This window comes from Streptomyces sp. NPDC028991, assembly GCF_055564775.1.
Genome location: NZ_JBVHVP010000024.1, coordinates 16,913 through 37,174 on the forward strand (window position 1 = coordinate 16,913; position 20,262 = coordinate 37,174).

At 72.9% G+C, this 20,262-nt stretch carries 15 protein-coding genes; 9 read left to right on the plus strand and 6 right to left on the minus strand.

Going from position 1 to position 20,262, the window contains the following annotated elements; all coding sequences use genetic code 11:
* The 6 genes from ACZ4V1_RS30545 to ACZ4V1_RS30570 all read left to right on the plus strand — a co-directional run bounded on the left by ACZ4V1_RS30545 (nt 1) and on the right by ACZ4V1_RS30570 (nt 6,181).
* Nucleotides 1–2,823: an NHLP bacteriocin export ABC transporter permease/ATPase subunit gene (locus ACZ4V1_RS30545; protein ID WP_468342507.1), complete on the plus strand. Its 2,823-nt coding sequence runs from the start codon at nt 1–3 to the stop codon at nt 2,821–2,823.
* 104 nt (nt 2,824–2,927) lie between these two features.
* The gene (locus ACZ4V1_RS30550; protein ID WP_468342510.1) at nt 2,928–3,938 is read left to right on the plus strand and encodes a Ppx/GppA family phosphatase; all 1,011 of its coding nucleotides are present in this window, start codon (nt 2,928–2,930) and stop codon (nt 3,936–3,938) included.
* A gap of 60 nt (nt 3,939–3,998) precedes the next feature.
* Entirely contained in the window at nt 3,999–4,178 is a 180-nt protein-coding gene (locus ACZ4V1_RS30555) for a hypothetical protein (protein WP_468342513.1), read from the plus strand.
* Between the two features lie 55 nt (nt 4,179–4,233).
* Nucleotides 4,234–5,265, plus strand: coding sequence for an iron-containing redox enzyme family protein (locus tag ACZ4V1_RS30560; protein ID WP_468342516.1), 1,032 nt, complete (start codon nt 4,234–4,236; stop codon nt 5,263–5,265).
* 30 nt (nt 5,266–5,295) lie between these two features.
* Entirely contained in the window at nt 5,296–5,940 is a 645-nt protein-coding gene (locus ACZ4V1_RS30565; protein ID WP_468342666.1) for a HemK2/MTQ2 family protein methyltransferase, read from the plus strand.
* The gene (locus ACZ4V1_RS30570; protein ID WP_468342519.1) at nt 5,921–6,181 is read left to right on the plus strand and encodes a CDGSH iron-sulfur domain-containing protein; all 261 of its coding nucleotides are present in this window, start codon (nt 5,921–5,923) and stop codon (nt 6,179–6,181) included. Before ACZ4V1_RS30565 ends, ACZ4V1_RS30570 begins: the two co-directional genes overlap by 20 nt.
* Before the next feature lie 167 nt (nt 6,182–6,348).
* On the opposite strand, the gene ACZ4V1_RS30575 is transcribed toward ACZ4V1_RS30570, so the two are convergent.
* Nucleotides 6,349–6,783 (minus strand): protease inhibitor, encoded by a 435-nt coding sequence (locus ACZ4V1_RS30575; protein WP_468342522.1) that lies wholly within the window; start codon nt 6,781–6,783, stop codon nt 6,349–6,351.
* A gap of 359 nt (nt 6,784–7,142) precedes the next feature.
* Here ACZ4V1_RS30575 and ACZ4V1_RS30580 point away from each other — a divergent pair, with 359 nt between their 5' ends.
* Entirely contained in the window at nt 7,143–8,312 is a 1,170-nt protein-coding gene (locus ACZ4V1_RS30580) for a lactate 2-monooxygenase (protein ID WP_468342525.1), read from the plus strand.
* A gap of 177 nt (nt 8,313–8,489) precedes the next feature.
* On the opposite strand, the gene ACZ4V1_RS30585 is transcribed toward ACZ4V1_RS30580, so the two are convergent.
* The 5 genes from ACZ4V1_RS30585 to ACZ4V1_RS30605 form a co-directional block, all read right to left on the minus strand.
* On the minus strand, nt 8,490–10,097 hold the full coding sequence (locus tag ACZ4V1_RS30585; protein ID WP_468342528.1) for an RICIN domain-containing protein: 1,608 nt from the start codon (nt 10,095–10,097) through the stop codon (nt 8,490–8,492).
* Nucleotides 10,098–10,459: 362 nt separating this feature from the next.
* Complete coding sequence (locus ACZ4V1_RS30590; RefSeq protein WP_468342531.1) at nt 10,460–10,837, minus strand: toxin Doc; 378 nt, start codon at nt 10,835–10,837, stop codon at nt 10,460–10,462.
* Between the two features lie 3 nt (nt 10,838–10,840).
* Nucleotides 10,841–11,089, minus strand: coding sequence for a hypothetical protein (locus ACZ4V1_RS30595; RefSeq protein ID WP_404178148.1), 249 nt, complete (start codon nt 11,087–11,089; stop codon nt 10,841–10,843).
* Nucleotides 11,090–11,188: 99 nt separating this feature from the next.
* Entirely contained in the window at nt 11,189–13,432 is a 2,244-nt protein-coding gene (locus tag ACZ4V1_RS30600) for a glycoside hydrolase family 9 protein (protein ID WP_468342669.1), read from the minus strand.
* A 164-nt stretch (nt 13,433–13,596) separates the two neighbouring features.
* Nucleotides 13,597–16,686, minus strand: coding sequence for a glycoside hydrolase family 2 TIM barrel-domain containing protein (locus ACZ4V1_RS30605; RefSeq protein WP_468342536.1), 3,090 nt, complete (start codon nt 16,684–16,686; stop codon nt 13,597–13,599).
* Between the two features lie 266 nt (nt 16,687–16,952).
* Here ACZ4V1_RS30605 and ACZ4V1_RS30610 point away from each other — a divergent pair, with 266 nt between their 5' ends.
* Together ACZ4V1_RS30610 and ACZ4V1_RS30615 are read left to right on the plus strand one after the other, a co-directional pair.
* Entirely contained in the window at nt 16,953–19,349 is a 2,397-nt protein-coding gene (locus ACZ4V1_RS30610; protein ID WP_468342539.1) for a SpoIIE family protein phosphatase, read from the plus strand.
* A 228-nt stretch (nt 19,350–19,577) separates the two neighbouring features.
* The gene (locus ACZ4V1_RS30615; RefSeq protein WP_468342542.1) at nt 19,578–20,234 is read left to right on the plus strand and encodes a DUF4232 domain-containing protein; all 657 of its coding nucleotides are present in this window, start codon (nt 19,578–19,580) and stop codon (nt 20,232–20,234) included.
* Nucleotides 20,235–20,262: the final 28 nt, after the last annotated feature.

Genomic DNA, 20,262 nt, shown 5'->3' on the forward strand with positions numbered 1-20,262 from the left:
ATGAGAACCGTGCACGAAGACCAGGGCGACCTCGTGCTCGGGGCGCTCGGCTCGCTGGGCACCCGCGTCGACTGCGCCGGGTTCGGCCGCCTGGACCTGGAGGGTCCGCAGGTGCTGTGGCTGGTGGCGTCCGGCGCGGTGGACCTGTTCGCGGTCGACGCCGAGGAACAGGGCCACTGGCACCACCTGGGCCGCCTGGAGGCCGGCTCGGTGCTGCTCGGGCCGGTCGCCGGCCCCCAGCACACGCTGGTCGCGCGTCCGCTGCGGGACTGCGTGGTGCACCGCATCGGGCTGCGCGAGCTGTACCAGCCGGCGGGCACCCAGACGTGGTCGTACGACGAGTACGGCAACCCCCGGTACGTACCGCCCACGACGAGCCCGCTCGAGTACGCCCTCGCCCTCGGCGTGGGCCGCAGCCTGACCGTCCTGTTCCAGGCGCCGATGGCGAGCGAGCGGGCCGCGGCACCCACCGACGACGACGTGTTCTGGATGCAGGTCCCGCCGGGCAGCGTGCAGTACGGGGCGGTGTACGGCGACGAGGCGGCCGCCGACCTGCTGATGGACCCGGCGCTGTGGCAGAGCATGGTCGACCAGCAGTACCGCCTGCTGACCACGCTGGACCGCTGGATCGAGCAGTTGGAGCGCACCCACGAGACCCGTACGGCGGCCGGTATCAAGGCCGGTGAGGCGGTGCGCGCCCAGGCCGACCGGACGCTGCTGGCCTCCATCGGCAAGCGGTCGGACAAGCGCACCACGGCCGCCGACGCCGACGCCACGTACGCGGCCTGCAGGCTGGTCGCCCGCGCCGCCGGGATCCCGCTCGCCGAGCCCGCCCACAGAGGCGCGGAGAGCGACCGGCTCGACCCGGTGGAGCGGATCGCCGTCGCCTCGCGCGTGCGCACCCGGACCGTGCGGCTGGACGGCCGCTGGTGGCGGGACGACGTCGGGCCGCTGGTCGGTCACCGGGCCCTGTCGGGGGCGCCGGTGGCACTGCTGTGGCGGCGCGGCGGCTACGTGGCCGTCCATCCGGCGACCGGCCGGGAAACCCCGGTCGAGAAGGCGAACGCCGAGGAGTTCGAGCCGCGTGCGGTGATGTTCTACCGGCCGCTGCCCGAGCGCCGGCTCAGTCCGCTGCGGCTGCTGCGGTTCTGTCTGACGGGCACGCGCGGTGACCTGGCCTGGCTGCTGCTCGCGGGACTGGTGACGGTGGCGGTCGGCGCGCTGGTTCCGATCGCCACCGGCAAGGTGCTCGGCGAGTTCGTGCCGAAGGCGCGGACCGAGCTGATCGTGCAGGTCTGTCTCGCGGTGATGCTGAGCAGCATCGTCGCGGCGGCCTTCATGCTGCTGCAGAACCTCACCATCCTGCGGCTGGAGGGCCGTGTCGAGGCGACCCTCCAGCCCGCGGTGTGGGACCGGCTGCTGCGGTTGCCGACGAGGTTCTTCACCGAGCGCTCCACCGGTGAGCTGGCGAGCGCGGCCATGGGTATCAGCGCGATCCGGCGGCTGCTGGCGGGCGTCGGTCCGACGGTGGCCCAGTCGGTGACCGTCGGGGCGATGAACCTGGGGCTGCTGCTCTGGTACAGCGTGCCGATGGCGCTCGCGGCGATCGGCATGCTGGTGGTCGTCGCCGCCGTGTTCCTGGGGCTCGGACTGTGGCAGGTGCGCTGGCAGCGGCGGCTGGTCAAGCTCACCAACAAACTGAACAACCAGGCGTTCCAGACCCTGCGGGGGCTGCCCAAACTGCGCGTCGCGGCGGCCGAGAACTACGCGTACGCGGCGTGGGCGGAGCAGTTCGCGCGCAGCCGTGAGCTCCAGCAGCAGGCGGGACGCGTCAAGAACCTGAACGCGGTGCTCGGCGCGGTGTACCTGCCGCTGTGCACGCTGCTGATGTTCATGCTGCTGGCGGGTCCGGCGCGCGGCTCGATGTCGGCGGCCGAGTTCCTCACCTTCAACGCGTCGGTGACGATGCTGCTGACGTCCGTCACCCAGCTCACCGGCGCGTTCGTGTCGGCGGTGGCCGCGCTGCCGCTGTTCGAGGAGATCCGGCCGGTCCTGGACGCCACGCCCGAGGTGCGCACGGCGAGTACCCGGCCGGGACCGCTGTCCGGGGCGATCGAGGCGCGGCGGCTGTCGTTCCGGTACACCGACGACGGGCCGCTGGTCCTGGACGATGTGTCCTTCGCGATCCGGCCGGGCGAGTTCGTGGCGGTCGTCGGTCCCAGCGGCTGCGGCAAGTCGACCCTGCTGAGGCTGCTCATCGGCTTCGACCGGCCGCTGTCGGGCAGTGTCCTGTACGACGGCCAGGACCTGGCCGCGCTCGACCAGTCGGCGGTGCGCCGGCAGTGCGGGGTGGTGCTCCAGCACGCGCAGCCGTTCACCGGCTCGATCCTGGACGTCATCTGCGGCACCGAGCCGTACACGCCGGAGGAGGCGATGGCGGCGGCGGAGATGGCGGGGCTCGCGGAGGACATCGAGCGGATGCCGATGGGCCTGCACACCATCGTCTCGGGCAGCGGGGCGGTCTCCGGGGGCCAGCGGCAGCGGCTGATGATCGCGCAGGCGCTGATCCGCCGGCCGCGCATCCTCTTCTTCGACGAGGCGACCAGCGCCCTGGACAACGAGACGCAGCGCACGGTGATCGAGTCCACCAAGGCCCTCAACGCCACCCGGATCGTCATCGCCCACCGCCTCTCCACGGTCCTGGACGCCGACCGCGTGATCGTGATGGAGGACGGCAGGGTGGCCCAGCAGGGACCGCCCGCCGAACTGCTCGCGGACACCGGCGGCCGGCTGCACGAGCTGGTGCGGCGGCAGCTGGCCTGACGGAGCGCGGACGGCGGGCGGGCCCGAGCTCCGGACCGGCCGGTTTCCGGCCGTACCGCCACGGTGGCCGCCTGAGAGGCGCCAAAATGGGTACCTGCGCCTGCATGCGTATCAGCGTGGTGGATGTGGGGTCGAACACGGTCCGGCTCATGGTGGCGGACGCGGAGGGCGGGGTGCCGCTGCCGGTCCACACCGCGAAGTGGCGGTTGCGGCTGTCCGAGCAGGTCAAGCCGGGTGGTCTCGTCCCCGAGGAGGCCGTGGAGCGGCTCGTGGAGGCGGTCGCCGAGGCGAACCGCACCGCGGCCCGCTGGGGGGCGGCGGAGCCGCTGGCATTCGCGACCGCCGTGGTACGTGCCGCGCCCAACCGCCGGGAGGTGCTGCGCACCGTCCAGGCCCGTACGGGTGTCGCCCTGTGCACCCTGCCGGGCGAGGTGGAGGCCGAGCTGACGTTTCTCGGGGCCAGGCGCTGGATGGGCTGGCGGGCGGGGCCGCTCGCCCTGCTCGACATAGGCGGCGGTTCGCTGGAGATCGCCTTCGGCCGCGGCCGGCTGCCCGACTTCGTGGCCTCGCTGCCGCTGGGGGCGGCACGGCTGACCCACGAGTTCCTCGGGGGCGGCGAGGACGCGCCGCCGCCGGAACAGGTCCGGGCGCTGCGCCGCAGGGTCCGGCATCAGCTGCGGGACGTCGCGGCGCGGATCCGCTGGGAGGGGCCGCGTACGGCGGTGGCCACTTCGCGGACCTTCCAGCAGCTCGGGCGGCTGTGCGGGGCCTCGCCGGGGCGGCACGGCCCCTTCGAGGAGCGGCAGATGCGCTGCTCGGACCTGGGCGAGGCGGTCGGGCGGCTGGCCGCCCTGACCGCCGCCGAGCGGGCCCGGCTGCCCGGCATCTCCGTGCCGCGGGCGGCGCAGAGCCTGGCCGGGGCGGTGGTCGGCCACACCGCGATGAAGCTGACCGGTCTGGAAGCGGTCACGCTCTGTCCCTGGGCGATCCGCGAGGGCGTTCTGCTGCGCCACATCGAGGACGGTCCGTCCTGGTGGGCGGAGGTGACCCGCCGCAACGACACGGCGCAGGTGCCGACCCCGGTGCCGTTGCGCGTAGCGACCACGCCCGGCTGACCATGTGACGGGCCCTGCCCGGCCGGAACGAACCGACAGTACGAGGAAGAGGAGACCTTCGTGTCCCAGGACCGCGACCGCGACGACAAGCAGCCCGAGACGGCCATCGAGGAGGTTCTGCGCGAGATCGAGGAGGCCAGGCCCCGCGAGGCGGAGTCCGACGAGGGCCCGCGCCGGGGCGAGGCGGGTGACGCCACCTCGCCCAACACCGGCGCCCAGAAGGACGCCGAGGGCGAGTGAGCCGGGACTGGGCGCGAGCGGGGGTGCCGCGGTGGTGCCCGGGTACTCGCGCCCCATGGAGTACGACCGCGAAGGACCACAGTTGCCGACGGCCCGGGGCCCGCTCTCCGCGGCCGTCGGCGCGTACCTGCTCGGGGCGGGGCCGCTGCCCGGCCGGGAGGACGTCGCCGCCGCACGGGCGTACGGTGACGATCTCCAACTCGCCCTGTACCAGTGCTACGAGCTGCACTACCGGGGTTTCGCCGGAGTCTCCCCCGGCCTCGAATGGGATCCCGAACTGCTGCGCACGCGAGCCTCGCTGGAGCAGCGTTTCCTGTCCGCGCTGCGCGCCGACACCCGCGTCCACGACAGCGTGGAGGACGCGGTCGGGGCGCTGCTCGTCGAACCGGCCGACGGGAAGGGCGTCAGCCACTTCCTGCGGGACGAGGGCGAGTTGTGGCACCTGCGCGAGTACGCGGCCCAGCGCTCCCTGTACCACCTGAAGGAGGCCGACCCGCACGCCTGGGTGCTGCCGCGGCTGTGGGGGCGCGCGAAGGCGGCGATGGCGGCGGTGGAGTTCGACGAGTACGGCGGCGGCCGGCCCGACCGGGTACACGCCCGCCTGTTCGCCGGCCTGATGGCGGACCTCGGCCTGGACACGGCGTACGGGTGCCATCTCGACGCGGCGTCCGCCGAGTGCCTGGTCACGGTGAACATGATGTCCCTGTTCGGGCTGCACCGGGCGCTGCGCGGCGCCTTGGTGGGCCATTTCGCCGCGGTCGAGATCACCTCGTCGCCCGGTTCCCGGCGGCTCGCCGAGGCGATGCGCCGCACGGGCGCCGGGCCCGCGGCCGAACACTTCTACGACGAACACGTGGAGGCCGACGCGGTCCACGAGCAGATCGTGCGGCACGAGGTGATCGGCGGTCTGCTGCAGCAGGAGCCGCACCTCGCGGCGGACGTCGCCTTCGGGATCGACGCCACCGGGCACGTCGAGGACCGCTTCGGCGCCCGGCTGCTCGGCGACTGGCGGGCCGGCCGGTCGTCCCTGCGCACGCCGCTGCCCGACGCGCCCCGCGAGCCTGCCGGAGCCTCCCATATTTCGTGACCGCCGGGGTACGTGGGATCCGTGAGTTTCATGGTGCTACCGGGCGTCTATGCCCCTCAGGAGGACACCGCCCTGCTGGCCGGGGCGCTGTCCGACGAGTCGCTCCCGGCGGGCGCGGCCGTACTCGACGTGGGGACCGGCACGGGCGCTCTCGCCCTCGCGGCGGCACGGCGAGGCGGCCGGGTGACCGCGGTGGACGTGTCGTGGCGTGCGGTGTGCGCCGCCAGGGTGAACGCCGCGCGGGCCGGGCTGCGGATCCGCGTCCGGCACGGCAACCTCTTCACGCCCGTACGCGGTGAGTCGTTCGACCTCGTGCTGGCCAATCCGCCGTACGTCCCGGCGCCGGGCGGTGGCCGCCTGCCACGGGGTGCGGCGCGGGCCTGGGACGCCGGTCACGACGGCCGGCTGGTCCTGGACCGGATCTGCCGGGAGGTGCCCGCCGTGCTGCGTCCGGGCGGTGTGCTGCTGCTGGTGCAGTCCGCGCTCAGCGATCCGGAGCGGACCGTCGGACGTCTGCGCGAGGCCGGTCTGAAGGCGGCGGTGACCCGGCGGCAGCGGATCGCGTTCGGTCCCGTGGTGCGCGGCCGGGAGCGCTGGCTGCGGCAGCGCGGGCTGCTGTCCCTGGCCGAGCGCGAGGAGGAGCTGGTGGTCGTCCGTGCCGAACTCCCCGTCTGACGCCCCTCGCCCGTCCGGCTCCGGCGCCCCGCGCCGGGTCAAGGTCCAGCGCCGGGGGCCGCTGCTGCTGGAGGGCCCGGTGGAGGTGGAGCTGGAGGACGGGACGACGGTGTCGTCCGACCGCTTCCGGGTGGCGCTGTGCACCTGCCGCCGCAGCCGGCGCTACCCCTGGTGCGACACCAGCCACCGCGCCAGGTCGTCCGGCACCGGTGACGGGGCCGGGCCCGCGGCGCGGGACTGACAGTACCGTTCCGCGCCGCTCGGTGACTTCCGGAACCGGGGAGGACGGCGGACGGCCCCACTCCGTCCGCCGTCCCCGGTGCGGGACCCCGCGTCCCGTACGGCGGCGCTCGCACTCCCCAGTAGCGAGTCGCCGGTCACGCCGCACGAGCCGGGCGGTCCCGGTCCTCAGAACGTGAAGACGCTCGCGCTGCCCGCGTTCTTCACGCACTCGTTGGCGAAGGTGCGCTCGTAGGAGACGTGCCGGCCCTGCCAGACCCCGTCGACGGTGACGACGACGGGGTCGTACTCCCGGGTGCACAGCACGCCGGGGTCGGCGGCCAGGGCGTCGAAGTCGCCGCCCGCGCCGCGCAGTTCCGCGCAGGCGGTCTGGGCGGCGGGGTGGGTCCCGGAGGCCGTCGGGGCGCAGGTCAGGGTGACCGCGCGTACCGGTGCGGCGGTGGCAGCGCTCTCTCCGTACCCCACGGTCAGCACGAGGGCCGAGGGGGCGTAGAGCGACGCGGGGGCGGTGGCCGGGGAGGCGAGGGAGGCCCCGGCGAGGGGCCCGCAGACGGCGGTGGCCGTCAGGCCCAGAGTCGCTGCCCAGCGCGCGGTGTTCCGCATTGTGTGCATCCTTCCGCTTGAAACGAGGGTGTCGCCGGCCCGGCTCGGTCGGTGCCGGAACGGCGAGCGCGAGTCTGCCTAGTCCGTCGCGGAAACTCATCTCGACCCCATGGGTTTCGGTAACCTTGCGTATTGAATCAGTGGCGTGAAGTCACGGAATTCGAACGTTCCAAGTCCGGAACCACGCGGTTCTTGATCGGTTATTGAGTCCAGAACTGGCCGGATGGCGTGATCCACACGTTCGCCGATAGGCCTGAAACACCCCTGAAACCCGCCTGTGGCCCTGGCCCCGGCCTTCGGCATACTCGCGGGTATGGTGCTGGCGGCGCGAGCTCGACGACGAGAGGCGGTACCCGGGGATGGCCAAGCACTGGGCGGACTTCCAGTACGAGATCTATCTGAACGGGATGACCGGTGCCGTGCCGCGGCTGCCCACCGACCTGACCCGGCTGGAGGAGCTCGCCGAGCGGCGTCTCGGCCCCGGTCCCGTCGGGTACGTCGCGGGCAGCGCGGGTGACGGCAGCACGGCGCGCGCCAACCGGGCGGCTCTCGACCGGCGCCGGATCGTCCCGCGCATGCTGCGGGACGTGCACGATCGCGACCTCTCGGTCGAGGTGCTGGGCCGTCCCCTGCCCGCTCCGCTGGCGCTGGCACCGGTCGGCGTCCTGTCGGTCATGCATCCGGACGCGGAGCCGGCCGCCGCCCGGGCCGCCGCCGCTCAGGGCGTGCCGTACATCCTCTCCTCGGCGTCGAGCACGCCCCTGGAGCAGGTCGCCGAGGCGATGGGCGACGCCGAGCGCTGGTTCCAGCTGTACTGGCCCAAGGACCGCGAGGTGGCCCGCAGCTTCCTGGAGCGCGCCGGGGCGGCCGGATACAGCGCGCTCCTCGTCACGCTGGACACGCCGCTGCTGTCGTGGCGCCCGCGCGATCTCGACCAGGCGTATCTGCCGTTCCTGCACGGGGTGGGCACCGCCAACTACTTCTCCGACCCGGCGTTCCGGGCGGGACTGGCGAAGCCGGTGCACGAGGATCCGAACGCGGCGGTGATGCACTTCGTCGGCATGTTCTCCGATCCCGCCAAGTCCTGGCCGGATCTGGACTTCCTGCGGGAGAACTGGGACGGTCCGATCGTCCTCAAGGGCATCCTGCACCCGGACGACGCCCGGCTCGCCGCCGACGCCGGAATGGACGGCGTGGTGGTCTCCAACCACGGCGGCCGCCAGGTGGCCGGTTCCGTCGCGGCGGCCGACGCCCTGCCGCGCGTGGTGGAGGCGGTCGGCGACCGGCTCACCGTGCTGTTCGACAGCGGGATCCGGACCGGCGACGACGTCTTCAAGGCACTCGCACTCGGCGCGCGGGCGGTGCTTCTCGGCCGCCCCTACGTCTATGGACTGGGCCTCGACGGGCAGGCGGGCGTCGAGCACGTGATCCGCTGCCTGCTCGCCGAACTCGACCTCACCCTGGCCCTGTCCGGGCACGCCTCCCCGGCCACGCCCGGCCTCGCGGATCTCGTCGAGGACTCCGCGTGACCTCCCCGGGGAACACCCTGACGGGCGGGCCGCGCGGCGTGGTGCCGGCCGCGGCGACGCCCGACGTGTGGTCCGCGGGTCCGTTGCCGCCGGTGCCCGCCCGGCGACAGCCGGGCCTCCCCACGGCCCCACGGTCCCTCAGGAGCGCCATCACGCGTCGGGCACCGCGAGATCCGCTCAGCCGCCCGGCAGCTCCACGCGCCGCGCGTCCGGGGTCTCCGTGCCGGCGATGGACAGGGAGCCCTCCACCGTCGGTACCGGGTCGGTCCGCCAGCGCTGGCCGTCGGAACCGTCACGCACCTTCACCACGATGTCGGCGTCCGTGGTGACGGTGGTGGCGGCGAGGGCGAGCTGCTTCTGCCAGCGCGGCACCAGCTCGCCCTGTCCGGTCGTGTCATAGCGCACGTCGTCGCCCCGCTCGGTGCCCTCGTCGGCGCAGGTACCGAGAATGACGACTCCGGCGTCCGCCCGCGAGTCCAGGCACAGCCCCGGGTCGGCGACGCTGCGCACCAGCCCGTCGTCCTCGTAGGTCCACTGCTGGGTCCACGCCTCGGAGCATCCCGCCAGCCGGGCGCCCGCGCCGGACTGCGGCTCGCCCCGGACGTCGAGGCACAGGTCCGCGGCGACGTTGCGCAACCGCGTCCGGTCCGCCGCCGTGGGCAGTCCGGCCGCACCGGGCGGTTTCGGGCGGCTGGTCCCGGACGTGCTGCCGTCGCCGCCGACGGCGCTGGTGGAGGCGGCCGGATCGGCCCCACCGCCGTCGTACGACCACACGCTCACCACGAGCACGATGGCGAGCACTCCGGCCGAGGCGGCGCCGAGCTGCCTGAGCGCCGGCCGGCCGGAGCGCGCCCGGCCCGGGACCCCGCGCACGGGCACGGAAATCCGGGCCAGCAGGCCGGGACGTCCGCCGCGGTGCCGGGCGGCCCCCTTGGCGAGCGCGCCGAGCGTCGCGCGGCCCGGACGGGAGTCGAGATAGCGCCGGGCGCCCCAGCCGAGCACCGCTTCGGCGATCAGTGTTCCCAGCTCGCGCTCGAAGTGGCTGAGCTGTTCGGCCGCGTGCCGGCAGTGGCGGCAGTCCGCCAGATGCTTCCGGACGTCCGGCAGCAGGGCGCCCCCGCGGCGAATCGGAACGTCGAGGAGACGGCTGTGGAAGCGGCAGTCCTGGGTCGGGGCCAGTTGCCGGTGCGCGTGCAGACAACCCTCGCGGAATTTCTCACGTGCTTGTTCGAGTGTGGCCGACGCGGTGTCGGTATCCATGCCGAGCAGACCCGCCGGGACACTTATGGACTCGCCCTCGACCTCCGTGTGCCATAGCAAACAACGGGCCGGTCCAGGAAGGGAAGCGAATGCACGCGCGGCCAGCGTGCGGTTTTCCGGAGTCATGGACTTCGCCGCCCGCATACCACGTCCGCCGGCGGGTTTGAGCAGTTGCGGGAGAACGCCGGATATCCCGTCGTCGGCGGACCACTGCCGGACCGTGTCCCGTACGGCGACCAGCAGCCGGGGACGCAGGGCCGTGGCGGGCTCGCCCTCGGCGAGCCGGTCCAGCACCCGATGCCAGGCGGCTGCGGTGACCATGCCGGTGACCTGGGCGGACGTGGCGAGGCAGATGGTCGCGTAATCATGGGCGGGCTGCCAGTGGCGCGCCATCAGCAGCGCGGCGGTCCGGGCGGCCTCGCTTTCCGGGCCGTCCCTGAGCCGCGCGGCCATGGACTCGTCGGACTCCCCGGGGTCCCCGCCGGAGGGCGGGTACGCGGGTCGAGGGGGGTGGGGGGTGGGCACTGAGATGTTTCCTTCCCACGCACAGGTGGCTCAGAAGTTCCGATCGCCGAAAAGGAACACCTGATTGGTGTATACCTTCTGGGCGCTGTGTGGGGAGCGTGAATTCGCCACGGCGAAATCGGACCTGGCTTCATCAAGACGCGTGCGAGACCCGGCCTTTACCCCCCGCACAGGTTCTTCACTCTCGCACAAACCACTCATGGTCAACAAGGCGACCGGGCAACATGGGCCCGCCTTTGAAAGAAGGTCAGATTCCGAGGCAACTCATGTGTCCCGCACCGGCTTTCGGCTTTCTCCACGTGCCCCGTGTGAAACATGTGCGTCGGCGGCCCGGGAAGGCGCCCCGCGTGCCGCCCGGAGCCTCAGATCTGCCAGGAGCGCAACCGGTCGGCCGCGCCGTAGACGTCGGCCCCACCGGACATCAGGTCACGGGCGAGGTCGACCAGGGCCCCGTAGGGCGGGTCGATGCCGACGCCGCTGGCGTACATGTAGGCGACGGCCGTCGCGCAGGCGAAGCGGGCGTTGGCCGCGGGCAGGGGCCTGAGCACGGCGAGCGTGTGCAGCAGGGCGGCGGCCCGCCAGGCCGGGTCCGAGTCCACCCCGAGGCGGGGCGGGTCGACGCGGTGCCGGGCGACGGCGGCGACCAGTGCGGAGAAGTCGTTGATGGTGGGCTGCTCCGGCAGCACTTCCTCATGGCGCTGGAGCAGCCAGGGCACGTCGATGTGCAGGACCGGCGCCATGGGTCAGGCGGCCCGCCCCTCGCCCCTGACGGGCGGTGGTTCATCGTCGGGAAAGGCGGCCGCGAACTCGTCGGCGTGGGCGGTGAAGAACCGGCGGAAGGCCTCGGCCCCCTCCTGCAGCGCCCGGTGCCGGGCTATGTCGGCGGCGGCGGCGTCCCGCACGAGCGCCTTCATCGACGTACCGCGTTCCTTGGCGATCTGCCGCAGGTCCTCGAGCTCGCGGTCGCTGAACTCCACGTTCAGAGCTGGCATGCCTCCCACGGTACCGCGTGGGTACTGACCCGTAAATATCCCCACGTCAGAGCAGTGGCCCGGCGGTACCGCAGGAGGCGAGCGGAGCGGCGGGAGCGGTCAGTTCTGGTCCGCCACGAAGGAGGCCATGCGGGCCAGCGCGGCGTTCCAGTTGATGGTGTGCTCGTTGGTCGACCAGGACTGGATGTCGTCGATGAAGCAGAACTGGGCGACGCAGCCCTGGAGTTTGCTCTGTGCGTAAGGGTCCTGGATGTTCGAGTTCGGTCCGCCGGACAGGGTGCCGTCGGGCGGGGCGGGCAGCGCCGGATCGAGCTGCTTGGCGTACCAGCGGCTGTGCTGGTTGTGCGCGTTGACCTCGCCGTAGCCGGTGACGTACGACATGTTCAGCGCGTTGCGGCCCAGGATGTAGTCCATGCTCTGCAGGGCCCCGTCACGGTACTTCGAGCCGCCGGTGATGTCGTAGGCGGTGGCGAGGACGACCGCGTTGTTCAGGATCTGGTGGCTGGACCCCCAGTCGTACACGTTGTCCTCGGGGGCGTAGGGCATGCCGTAGGGGTGCGCCTCGAGCGTGGCCAGGTACTGGTCGGCGCCCTGGACGACGGAGCGGCGTACCTTGTCCCGGCCGGGAAGCCGGTTCGGTACGGTCGCCAGGTCCAGCCGGGCCGCCGCCGCGGTGCGGGCCCAGTCGAAGCCGAGCGGGCCGAAGATGTCGGCGGTGTGCACCGGCGAGTTCAGCACGTACTCCCTGAAGTCCCGCTCCCCCGTCGTCAGGTACAGCTCGGCCGCCGCCCAGTAGAACTCGTCCTCGACCTGGCCGTCCGGGTAGGCACCGCCGCCGATGCCGTCGCTCTCGTCGGCGAGCACGTCCGGGTGGGCCAGTGCCGCCGCCCAGGCCTGGCGGGCCGCGTCGAGCGCCTTCGCGGCGAACTCCCGGTCGTAGGGGCGGTAGAGGCGGGCCGCCTGCGCCGCCGTCGCCGCCAGGTTCAGGGTCGCGGCGGTGGTCGGCGGGTGCAGTTCGCGCTTTTGCGGGTCGTCGCTGGGCAGCAGCGGCAGCCCGGTCCACGCCTCGTCGTGGATCTTGTGGTGGGCCATGCCGGCCAGCGGCTGTCCGTCCGGCACCTGCATCTTCAGCAGGAAGTCCAGTTCCCAGCGCACCTCGTCGAGGATGTCCGGCACCTTGTTGCCGCTCTCGGGGATGGCGAGGGTGCCGTCGCCGAGCTTCGACGGCTCACCGGTACGGGCGTGCAGCGAGCGCTCATAGGTGCTGAGCAGTTCCCAGGTGGAGATGCCGCCGTTCACGACGTACTTGCCGTGGTCCCCGGCGTCGTACCAGCCGCCGGAGACGTCGAGGGTGTAGTCGCACACGCCGGGCTGGCAGGGCACCTCGGTGTCGCCCTGGTTGGGTGCCACGCCCACGTGTCCGGCGGGGCGGGCGTAGCCCGGACGCAGGTCGCCGCTGATGGGGGTGCCGCTGCGCTGCGTGTAGTAGTACTTCGCGGAGTCGGTGCGCAGCCGCTCGTAGGCGGCCGTGCCGATGTCGAAGGGCCGGCTGGTCTCCCCGTCGGCGACCAGGGTGTAGCCCTCGCCGCGCGTCTCGTGGCGGCCGAAGTCGATCGAGTGGACGTTCTGCCCGGAGGAGACGTCCACGCCGCGCGGCTTGCTCCAGCCGTGGGCGACGACCCGGCCGCGCTCGTTCTTCAGCTGCCAGCGCAGGCGCGTGGTCTCGTCGGTGACGAGAGTGGCGTTCTTCGGGCCGGACGGCAGGTAGCCGACCTGGTTGACCCGGACCCGCGGCCCGGTGTCGGGGACGTGCGGCTCGGGCGCCACGCCGCCCAGCAGGGACACGTCGTCGACGCAGAACCGCCAGGGGTCGGGGGTGCCGCCGAGCTGGAAGCCGACCTGGCCCTGGGTGGTGTCGACGGGTGAGGTGAAGGTGTAGGAGTAGGTGTTGCCGGAGACGCTCAGCTGCGGGCTGACCTCGTGGTAGGTGTCGTACGGGGACACCGACAGGCCCACGATCGCCCGGACCACGTGGTCGGCGGGCGTGCCGGTCGCGGTGAAGGAGAACCGGTACGACTCCCCCGCGACGAGGGTGATGTCGTTCTGGCCGACGGCCGCGTCCCAGCGGTTGGCGGTGCCGCCGGGGGCGTCGGCGCACAGCCGGCCGTCGGACACGGCCGCGGTGACGTTGCCGCTCGCCCACCAGGATTCGGTGCCGTTGTCGAAGGTGCCGTTCTTGACCTGCTCGGTCTCCTCGGCTCCGGCCGGGGCGGCGGGCAGTGCGGTGACGGCCGCCGCCAGCAGGGCGGTCAGGGAGACGAGGGCGGTTCTGCGTCGTGTCAGGCGTTGCGTCAGGCGTCTTGTCACGTGCGGGCTCCTCGGGGGAGGCGGCGCTCCCGATAATGGGAGCGCTCCCAAATGCGGTCGTGGGCCATGCTTGTGGCAGACATGACACCCCGTCAACGGTGCGGACGGGACTGCTTCCCGTCCGCACCCGTGCGCGACGCTCAGGCGGCGGGCGCCTCCAGACGGCTGATGCGGACCGCTCCCCGCACCTCACCGGGGTGACGGCTGGTCAGCGTGAGGCGTACGCGGGAGCCGCGCACCTTCTCGAAGGAGATCACGGTGGGAGAGTCGGAGTCGGCGGCCCAGTCGGTCCCGGCCCCCTCGACGGCCCGCCAGGCCCGGCCGTCCCACACCGCGACCTCGATGGCGGCGGGCAGGCTGTGCGAGGCGTCCACGGTGAAGGAGACCTCGATCCGGTCGTAGGTACGCCTGCGGCCGTGGTCGACCGAGACCCAGTCCTCGGCGCGGGCCCCGTCGAAGGCCGGCAGCAGGGCGGTGGCCGCCTTGTGGAAGCCGTTGGACCAGCCGGTGGCCGGGTCGCCGTCGAGCATGGCGGCGGGAAGCGTGTCGGGCCGTCCGGAGTAGCTCGCGTCCGCGTGCGGATGGTCCACGGGCGCCGGGTGCCCGGGGCGGAACTCCGGCGCCGGTGTGCTCGCGCGGGACGCGGCCCGCCGGGCGCGCACGGTCGCCGTGTCCGTGCGCAGTCCGTCCGCACGGGCGGTCACCCGCACGGTGCCCGGCCGGGTGCCGGACCGCACGATGGCGAGGGCCTTGCCGTGGAAGGCGGTGCGGGTACTGGCCTGGTAGCGCTCGGCGCTCTCCTGGCGGCCGTTGTCGAGTCCGGCGAGGGAGCCGCCGGCCACCTCGAAGGAGATCAGGTGCTCCGCGCCGGGCACCACCACGCCGCGCCGGTCGACCACCTCGGCGGTCACGAAGATGAGGGAGCGGCCGTCGGCGGCGACGCTCTCGCGGTCCGGGGTGAGGCGGACGGCGTGCGGCGTCCCGGCGGTGCGCAGGAGGTCGGTGGCGACCGCCCTGCCGTCCCGCCGGGCGACGGCCTTCAGCTCACCCGGCTCGAAAGGCACCTTCCAGGTCAGATGGAGTTTGCCCGCACTGCCGTTCGGGCTGGTGTAACTGCCGGGGTAGGGGCCGTCGGTGAAGGTCTTGTCGTCGCCGGTGGCCTCGGTGGTCTCCAGGTACGTCCGGCCGTCGACGGTCTTCTTCGTGTCGAACGTGCGGGTGCCGAGGGACCTGCCGTTCAGGAACAGTTCGACGGTGTCGACGTTGGTGTACGCCCAGACCTCGACCGTGTCGCCCTCGCGGTGGTTCCAGGTCGTCGGCAGCAGGTGGACCATCGGCTCGTCCGTCCACTGGCTCCGGAACAGGTGGTACATGTCCTTCGGGAAGCCGGCGGTGTCGACCGCGCCGAAGAAGGACGCCTTCACCGGAAAGACGTCGTACGGCGTCGGCTCGCCGATGTAGTCGATGCCGGACCACAGGAACTGGCCGGCGAACCACTTCCGGTCCCGGTCCTTCTTGTGGCCGTACTCGCCGCTCATGGTCCAGGAGGCGAGGTTGTTGTCGTAGGACGAAGTGGCCCGCTTGCCGGGCGTCTGGTTCTCGCCGGTGTTGAGGTGTTCCGGCTCCTGGTAGGTGCCCCGCGTGGAGGTCTCGGACGACGACTCGGACTCGAAGAGGAACAGGTGCGGGTAGGCCGCGTGCAGGTCGTCCACCGACTTGGCGGTGTTGTAGTTGAGGCCGAGTCCGTCCAGCTTGGCCAGCATCAGGTCGGCGGCGGAGCCCTTGGCGGGCATCCGGCGGTACTTGTCGGAGCCGATGACGAGCGGGCGGGTGTCGTCGGCGGCCCGGATCGCGTCGATGACCCGGTCGGCCATGGCGAGGCCGGCGGTGGAGGTGGAGTCGGGGACCTCGTTGCCTATGGACCACATGACGACGGCCGGCGAGTTGCGGGCGGCGAGCACCATCTCGGTGGCGTCCCGCTCGCCCCACTCGTCGAAGAACCGGCCGTAGTCGTAGCGGTTCTTGCCGGTGCGCCAGCAGTCGAAGGCCTCCACCAGCATGATGATGCCCATCTCCTCGCAGACCTCGATCATCTCGGGGGCGGGCGGGTTGTGGGAGGTGCGGAAGGCGTTGACGCCCATCGACTTCATGATGGTCATCTGGCGGCGGACCGCGTCGATGCTCACGGCGGCGCCGAGCGCGCCGAGGTCGTGGTGCAGGTCGACGCCCTTGATCTTGGCGTACCGGCCGTTGAGGTGGAAGCCCTCCTCGGGGTGGACGTGGAAGGTGCGGATGCCGAAGGGGGTGCGGTAGGTGTCGACGGTCCGGCCGCCGACGCGCAGTTCGGTGTGCAGCGTGTAGCGGTGCGGGCTCGCGAAGTCCCACATCCGGGGGCGGGTGACGGTGAGTTCCTGGGTCTCGCCCGCCTCGTCGGCGACATCCGCCGTGGAGGTGGCGCGGGCCACGGTTCGTCCGTCGGCGTCCTTGACCGTCGACCGGATCTCGACCTCGCGCACGGTGCCCGAGGCGTTCACCACGGACGTCGCCACCCGCACGACGGCGCGCTCCTCACTCACCCTCGGCGTGGTGACGTACGTGCCCCAGCGCCGTACGTGCACCGGCTCGGTGACGACGAGGCGGGCCTCGCGGTAGATGCCGCTGCCGGAGTACCACCGGCTGCTCGGCAACCGGTTGCGCACCTGGACCGCGAGGACGTTCTCGGTGCGGCCGTCGGTGTGCACCAGGTCGGTGAGGTCGAGGGCGAAGCCGGTGTAGCCGTAGGGGTGGCGGCCGGCCTCCCGGCCGTTGCAGTGGACGCGGGAATCCATGTAGACGCCGTCGAACTCGACCGATATCCGCTTGCCCGCGAGGGCGGGCGGCAGGGTGAAGGCGAGGCGGTACCAGCCGAGGCCGCCCGGCAGGAAGCCGGTGCCGCTGGTGGTGCCGTGCTCGGTGGTGGGGGTCTGTTCGATGCTCCAGTCGTGCGGGACGGCGACCTCGCGCCACGCCGAGTCGTCGTACGCGGGGTCGGCGGCGCCGGTGGCGTCGTCGGCGGACCCGTCGGGGTCGACGAGCAGGAAACGCCAGCCGTCGCGCAGGGCGATGGTGTCACGGCCCGCCCCGCGCCCGGTGGCGTCCGCGGCCCACGCCGGCGAGGTGCCGCCCAGCACCGCCCCGGCCGCCGGCGTGGCGGCGGAGGCGATCAGAACCGATCTGCGCGTGACCGTCATGGCGGATCTCCCTCATCAAGCTCATCAAGGCTCAGAAGTACTCACAACTGATCGTGAACAAACAGATTCTGACGCCGCGCCACACGCCGCCGTCAAGGGTACGGAAAGCTCTTTCTGTCCCGGGCGGCCCGGCCCTTCCGGTGACCATCGCGGCCACGGTGCGGTCACGGGCCCACTGGTTCCGGTCCGCACGAGGTCCGGACACACTAGGCTGGGGCTCAGGTGACGCGCTGTTCACTGAGGGTGTGCGCAATGGAGTGGCGACGATGAGTCCGGTCAACCCGTTCGACGATGCCGCCACGGCCCGCGCAGTCGTCGACGACTCCGGCACGCTGCTGGAGTGGAACGAGGGCGCCCGCCGGCTGCTGGGCCACCCGGCCGCCGACGTCGTGGGGCGCCCCGCCGCCGGACTGCTGGCCGACGGCGGCGACGGTCCGCCTCCCGGCCCCGGTGACGACCACTGGAGCGGCAGCCTCGCACTGCGGCACCGCGACGGGCACACCGTGTCCGTGTGGGTGCTCGCCCACCGCAGACCGGCGCAGGACGGCGCGCAGGACGCGGAGGCCACGCAGGGGACGTGGCTCGCCGTCGCCGCGCTGGAGCACGGCCCGGACCCGGCGGACGACCCGCTGGTCAGAGCGGCCCTCACCCAGTCCCCCTGCGCCATGATGATCTTCGACGACCAGCTCCTGCTGCGCGGTGTCAACGACGCCATGGCGCGACTCGTCGGACTCCCGGCCGACCGGGTGCGCGGTCTGCGGGCCACCGACATCAGCGGCCGGCCGCAGAACGCGGAGCTGGAACGGCACATGCGCCGGGTACTGGCCTCCGGCCACCGGTACGACATGCAGACCCATCTCAGGGCCGTCGGCGAGAGCCGCGCACACGCGTGGAACGCCCGCATCGCACCGCTCACCGACGTCGGCGGCCAGGTGCGCGGCGTGTGCGTCAGCGCCCACGACCTCACGGAGCAGCACCTCGCCCGGGAGCGGCTGCAACTGGTCAACGAGGCCAGCGTGCGCATCGGCACCACCCTCGACGTCACCCGGACCGCACAGGAGCTGGCGGACGTGTGCGTGCCCGCGCTCGCCGACTTCGTGAGCGTCGACCTGCTGGACCCGCTCGAACACGACGGTGAGCCCGCGGCCGTGCTCGAACCGCCGGTCGGCCTGCGCAGGACGGCCCACCGGTCGGTCTCCCCGGGCGGCCCGGAGGCGGTGACCGAACCGGGACGGCTGGACCTGTACCCGGCCGGCTCGCCCCAGGCCGAGAGCCTGCTCTCGGGGCAGGCGATCGTGGCCGCGGACGCCTTCGGCGACCTCGAAAGGTGGCTGGAGTGGGACCCCGTCCGCCTTCGGCGGGTCAAGGAGTACGGCATCCACTCCACGATGTCCGTGCCGCTGCAGGCGCGCGGGACCACCCTCGGCGTCGCGGTGTTCACCCGCTTCCGGCGGCCCTACCCGTTCACCCACGACGACGTGCTGCTGGCCGAGGAGGTCAGCGCCCGCGCCGCCGTCTGCATCGACAACGCCGGCCGCTACTCCCGCGAGCGCGAGGCGACACTGACCCTGCAGCGCAGTCTGCTCCCCCGCTGGCTGCCGCCCACCGCCGCGGTGGAGGCGGCCTCCCGCTACCTTCCGGCGGCCCGCTCGGGGGTCGGCGGCGACTGGTTCGACGTCATCCCGCTGTCCGGGATGCGGGTCGCCATGGTCGTCGGGGACGTCGTCGGCCACGGCATCCAGGCCTCGGCCACCATGGGCCGGCTGCGCACCGCCGTCCGCACCCTCGCCGACATCGACCTGACGCCCGACGAGCTGCTCACCCACCTCGACGACCTCGTCGTCCGGCTGTCCGAGGAGTCCGGGGACGACGGCGCGGGCGAGGTCGGCGCCACCTGCCTGTACGCGGTGTACGACCCGGTGTCGCGGCGCTGCTCCCTGGCCCGGGCCGGGCATCCGCCGCCCGTCCTGGTCCCGCCGGACGGCCCGCCCCGGCAGGTCGAGCTGCCCTCGGGGCCCCCGCTGGGCGTGGGCGGGCTGCCGTTCGAATCGGCCGAGCTGGAACTGCGCGAGGGCAGCGTGCTCTCGTTCTACACCGACGGACTGGTCGAGAGCCGGGAGCGGGACGCCGCCGCCGGTCAGGCTCTGTTGCGCGAGGCCCTGGCGACCCCCGCCGACTCGCTGGACGCGACCTGCGACCGGGTGCTCCATGCCCTGCTCCCGTCGGGCAGCGCCGCCGACGACGTGGCCCTGCTGCTGGCCCGTACCCGGGGGCTGCCCGCCGGTCAGGTCGCGACCTGGGACATCCCGGCCGATCCGGCGCTGGTGGCCCCCGTCCGCAAACAGGTCGTCGAGCAGTTGTCCGCGTGGGCCCTGCTGGAGGCCTCCTTCACCGCCGAACTCGTCGTGAGCGAGCTGGTCACCAACGCCATCCGCTACGGCTCCCCGCCCATCCGGCTGCGGCTGATCCACGACACGGCCACGCTGATCTGCGAGGTCTCCGACACCAGCCACACGGCGCCGCACCTGCGCCGGGCCAAGACCTGGGACGAGGGCGGCCGCGGACTCCTGCTGGTGGCCCAGCTCACCCAGCGCTGGGGCAGCCGGCACACGACCGAGGGCAAGACGATCTGGGCGGAGCTGGGACTGCTCGACGCGGAGTGAGCCGACGGGGGCGCCAGGGAAGTGACCCGGGGGAAGCGATCCGGAGGAACGTACCTCGTACCGGAGTGCTCCTCGTTCCGGGGTGCTCCTCGTACCGGGGTGCTCCTCGTTCCGTAGTGCGCCCGTCGTTTCCCGGCCCGTGCGGCGGACACTCGTGACACAGGGCGTACGGTCCCGCCTCAGGCCGCGGACCGTGCGCGAGGAACCTGACGGGAGTGTGGAGAAGCGATGGCGAACACGTCCCAGCCCGTACACCGCACGGCCATGCTCGCGAGCGCGGTCGCGCTTCTCGGTCTGCTGAGCGCCTGCGGCAGCGAGAACGGTACGTCGAGCGCCCCACAACCGACCAAGGCCCCGCGCACGACCGTTGCGGACACCGGCACCGCCACCCGCCCGGACACCGCGCCGGAGGTCACCACCGCGCCCGGCGACACCGCCGGATCCGCCTCCGCCTCCGCCCGCACCGACGGCCGCTGCCACACCTCCGAACTGCGCGCCGCCGTCGGCCGCGTCGATCCGGGGGCCGGACAGCGGAACTTCCCGATCGTGCTGACCAACACCGCCGACCGCACCTGCACCCTGTACGGCTATCCGGGCGCCGCCTTCGTCGACGCGTCCGGCGGGCAACTGGGCGCGGACCCCGAGCGCGCGCCCTCCTCGCCGCAGACCGTGACACTGGCGGCCGGGGAGAGCGCGTGGGCCGGGCTGTCGTTCTCCAGCCCGCAGATCAGCGGTGCCCGCACCGCCACCCCGGCGGCGCTGCTCGTCGCCCCGCCGGACGAACACGACCCGCTCAAGGTGAAGTGGACCGCCGGTGAGGTGCCGGTGGGCGGCAACGAGTCGTCGGTGTCCGTCACCGCCCTGGAGCCGGGAACCGGCCCGTGACGCGTCACGGCGCGGCGCGGCGCGTCGG

What these genes read in the sequence shown, in the direction of transcription:
- ACZ4V1_RS30545 (WP_468342507.1), top strand. Translation starts at nt 1, where the DNA reads ATGAGAACCGTGCACGAAGACCAGGGCGACCTCGTGCTCGGGGCGCTC.
- ACZ4V1_RS30550 (WP_468342510.1), top strand. Translation starts at nt 2,928, where the DNA reads ATGCGTATCAGCGTGGTGGATGTGGGGTCGAACACGGTCCGGCTCATG.
- ACZ4V1_RS30560 (WP_468342516.1), top strand. Translation starts at nt 4,234, where the DNA reads ATGGAGTACGACCGCGAAGGACCACAGTTGCCGACGGCCCGGGGCCCG.
- ACZ4V1_RS30565 (WP_468342666.1), top strand. Translation starts at nt 5,296, where the DNA reads ATGGTGCTACCGGGCGTCTATGCCCCTCAGGAGGACACCGCCCTGCTG.
- ACZ4V1_RS30575 (WP_468342522.1), bottom strand. Translation starts at nt 6,783, where the DNA reads ATGCGGAACACCGCGCGCTGGGCAGCGACTCTGGGCCTGACGGCCACC.
- ACZ4V1_RS30580 (WP_468342525.1), top strand. Translation starts at nt 7,143, where the DNA reads ATGGCCAAGCACTGGGCGGACTTCCAGTACGAGATCTATCTGAACGGG.
- ACZ4V1_RS30590 (WP_468342531.1), bottom strand. Translation starts at nt 10,837, where the DNA reads ATGGCGCCGGTCCTGCACATCGACGTGCCCTGGCTGCTCCAGCGCCAT.
- ACZ4V1_RS30595 (WP_404178148.1), bottom strand. Translation starts at nt 11,089, where the DNA reads ATGCCAGCTCTGAACGTGGAGTTCAGCGACCGCGAGCTCGAGGACCTG.
- ACZ4V1_RS30605 (WP_468342536.1), bottom strand. Translation starts at nt 16,686, where the DNA reads ATGACGGTCACGCGCAGATCGGTTCTGATCGCCTCCGCCGCCACGCCG.
- ACZ4V1_RS30610 (WP_468342539.1), top strand. Translation starts at nt 16,953, where the DNA reads ATGAGTCCGGTCAACCCGTTCGACGATGCCGCCACGGCCCGCGCAGTC.
- ACZ4V1_RS30615 (WP_468342542.1), top strand. Translation starts at nt 19,578, where the DNA reads ATGGCGAACACGTCCCAGCCCGTACACCGCACGGCCATGCTCGCGAGC.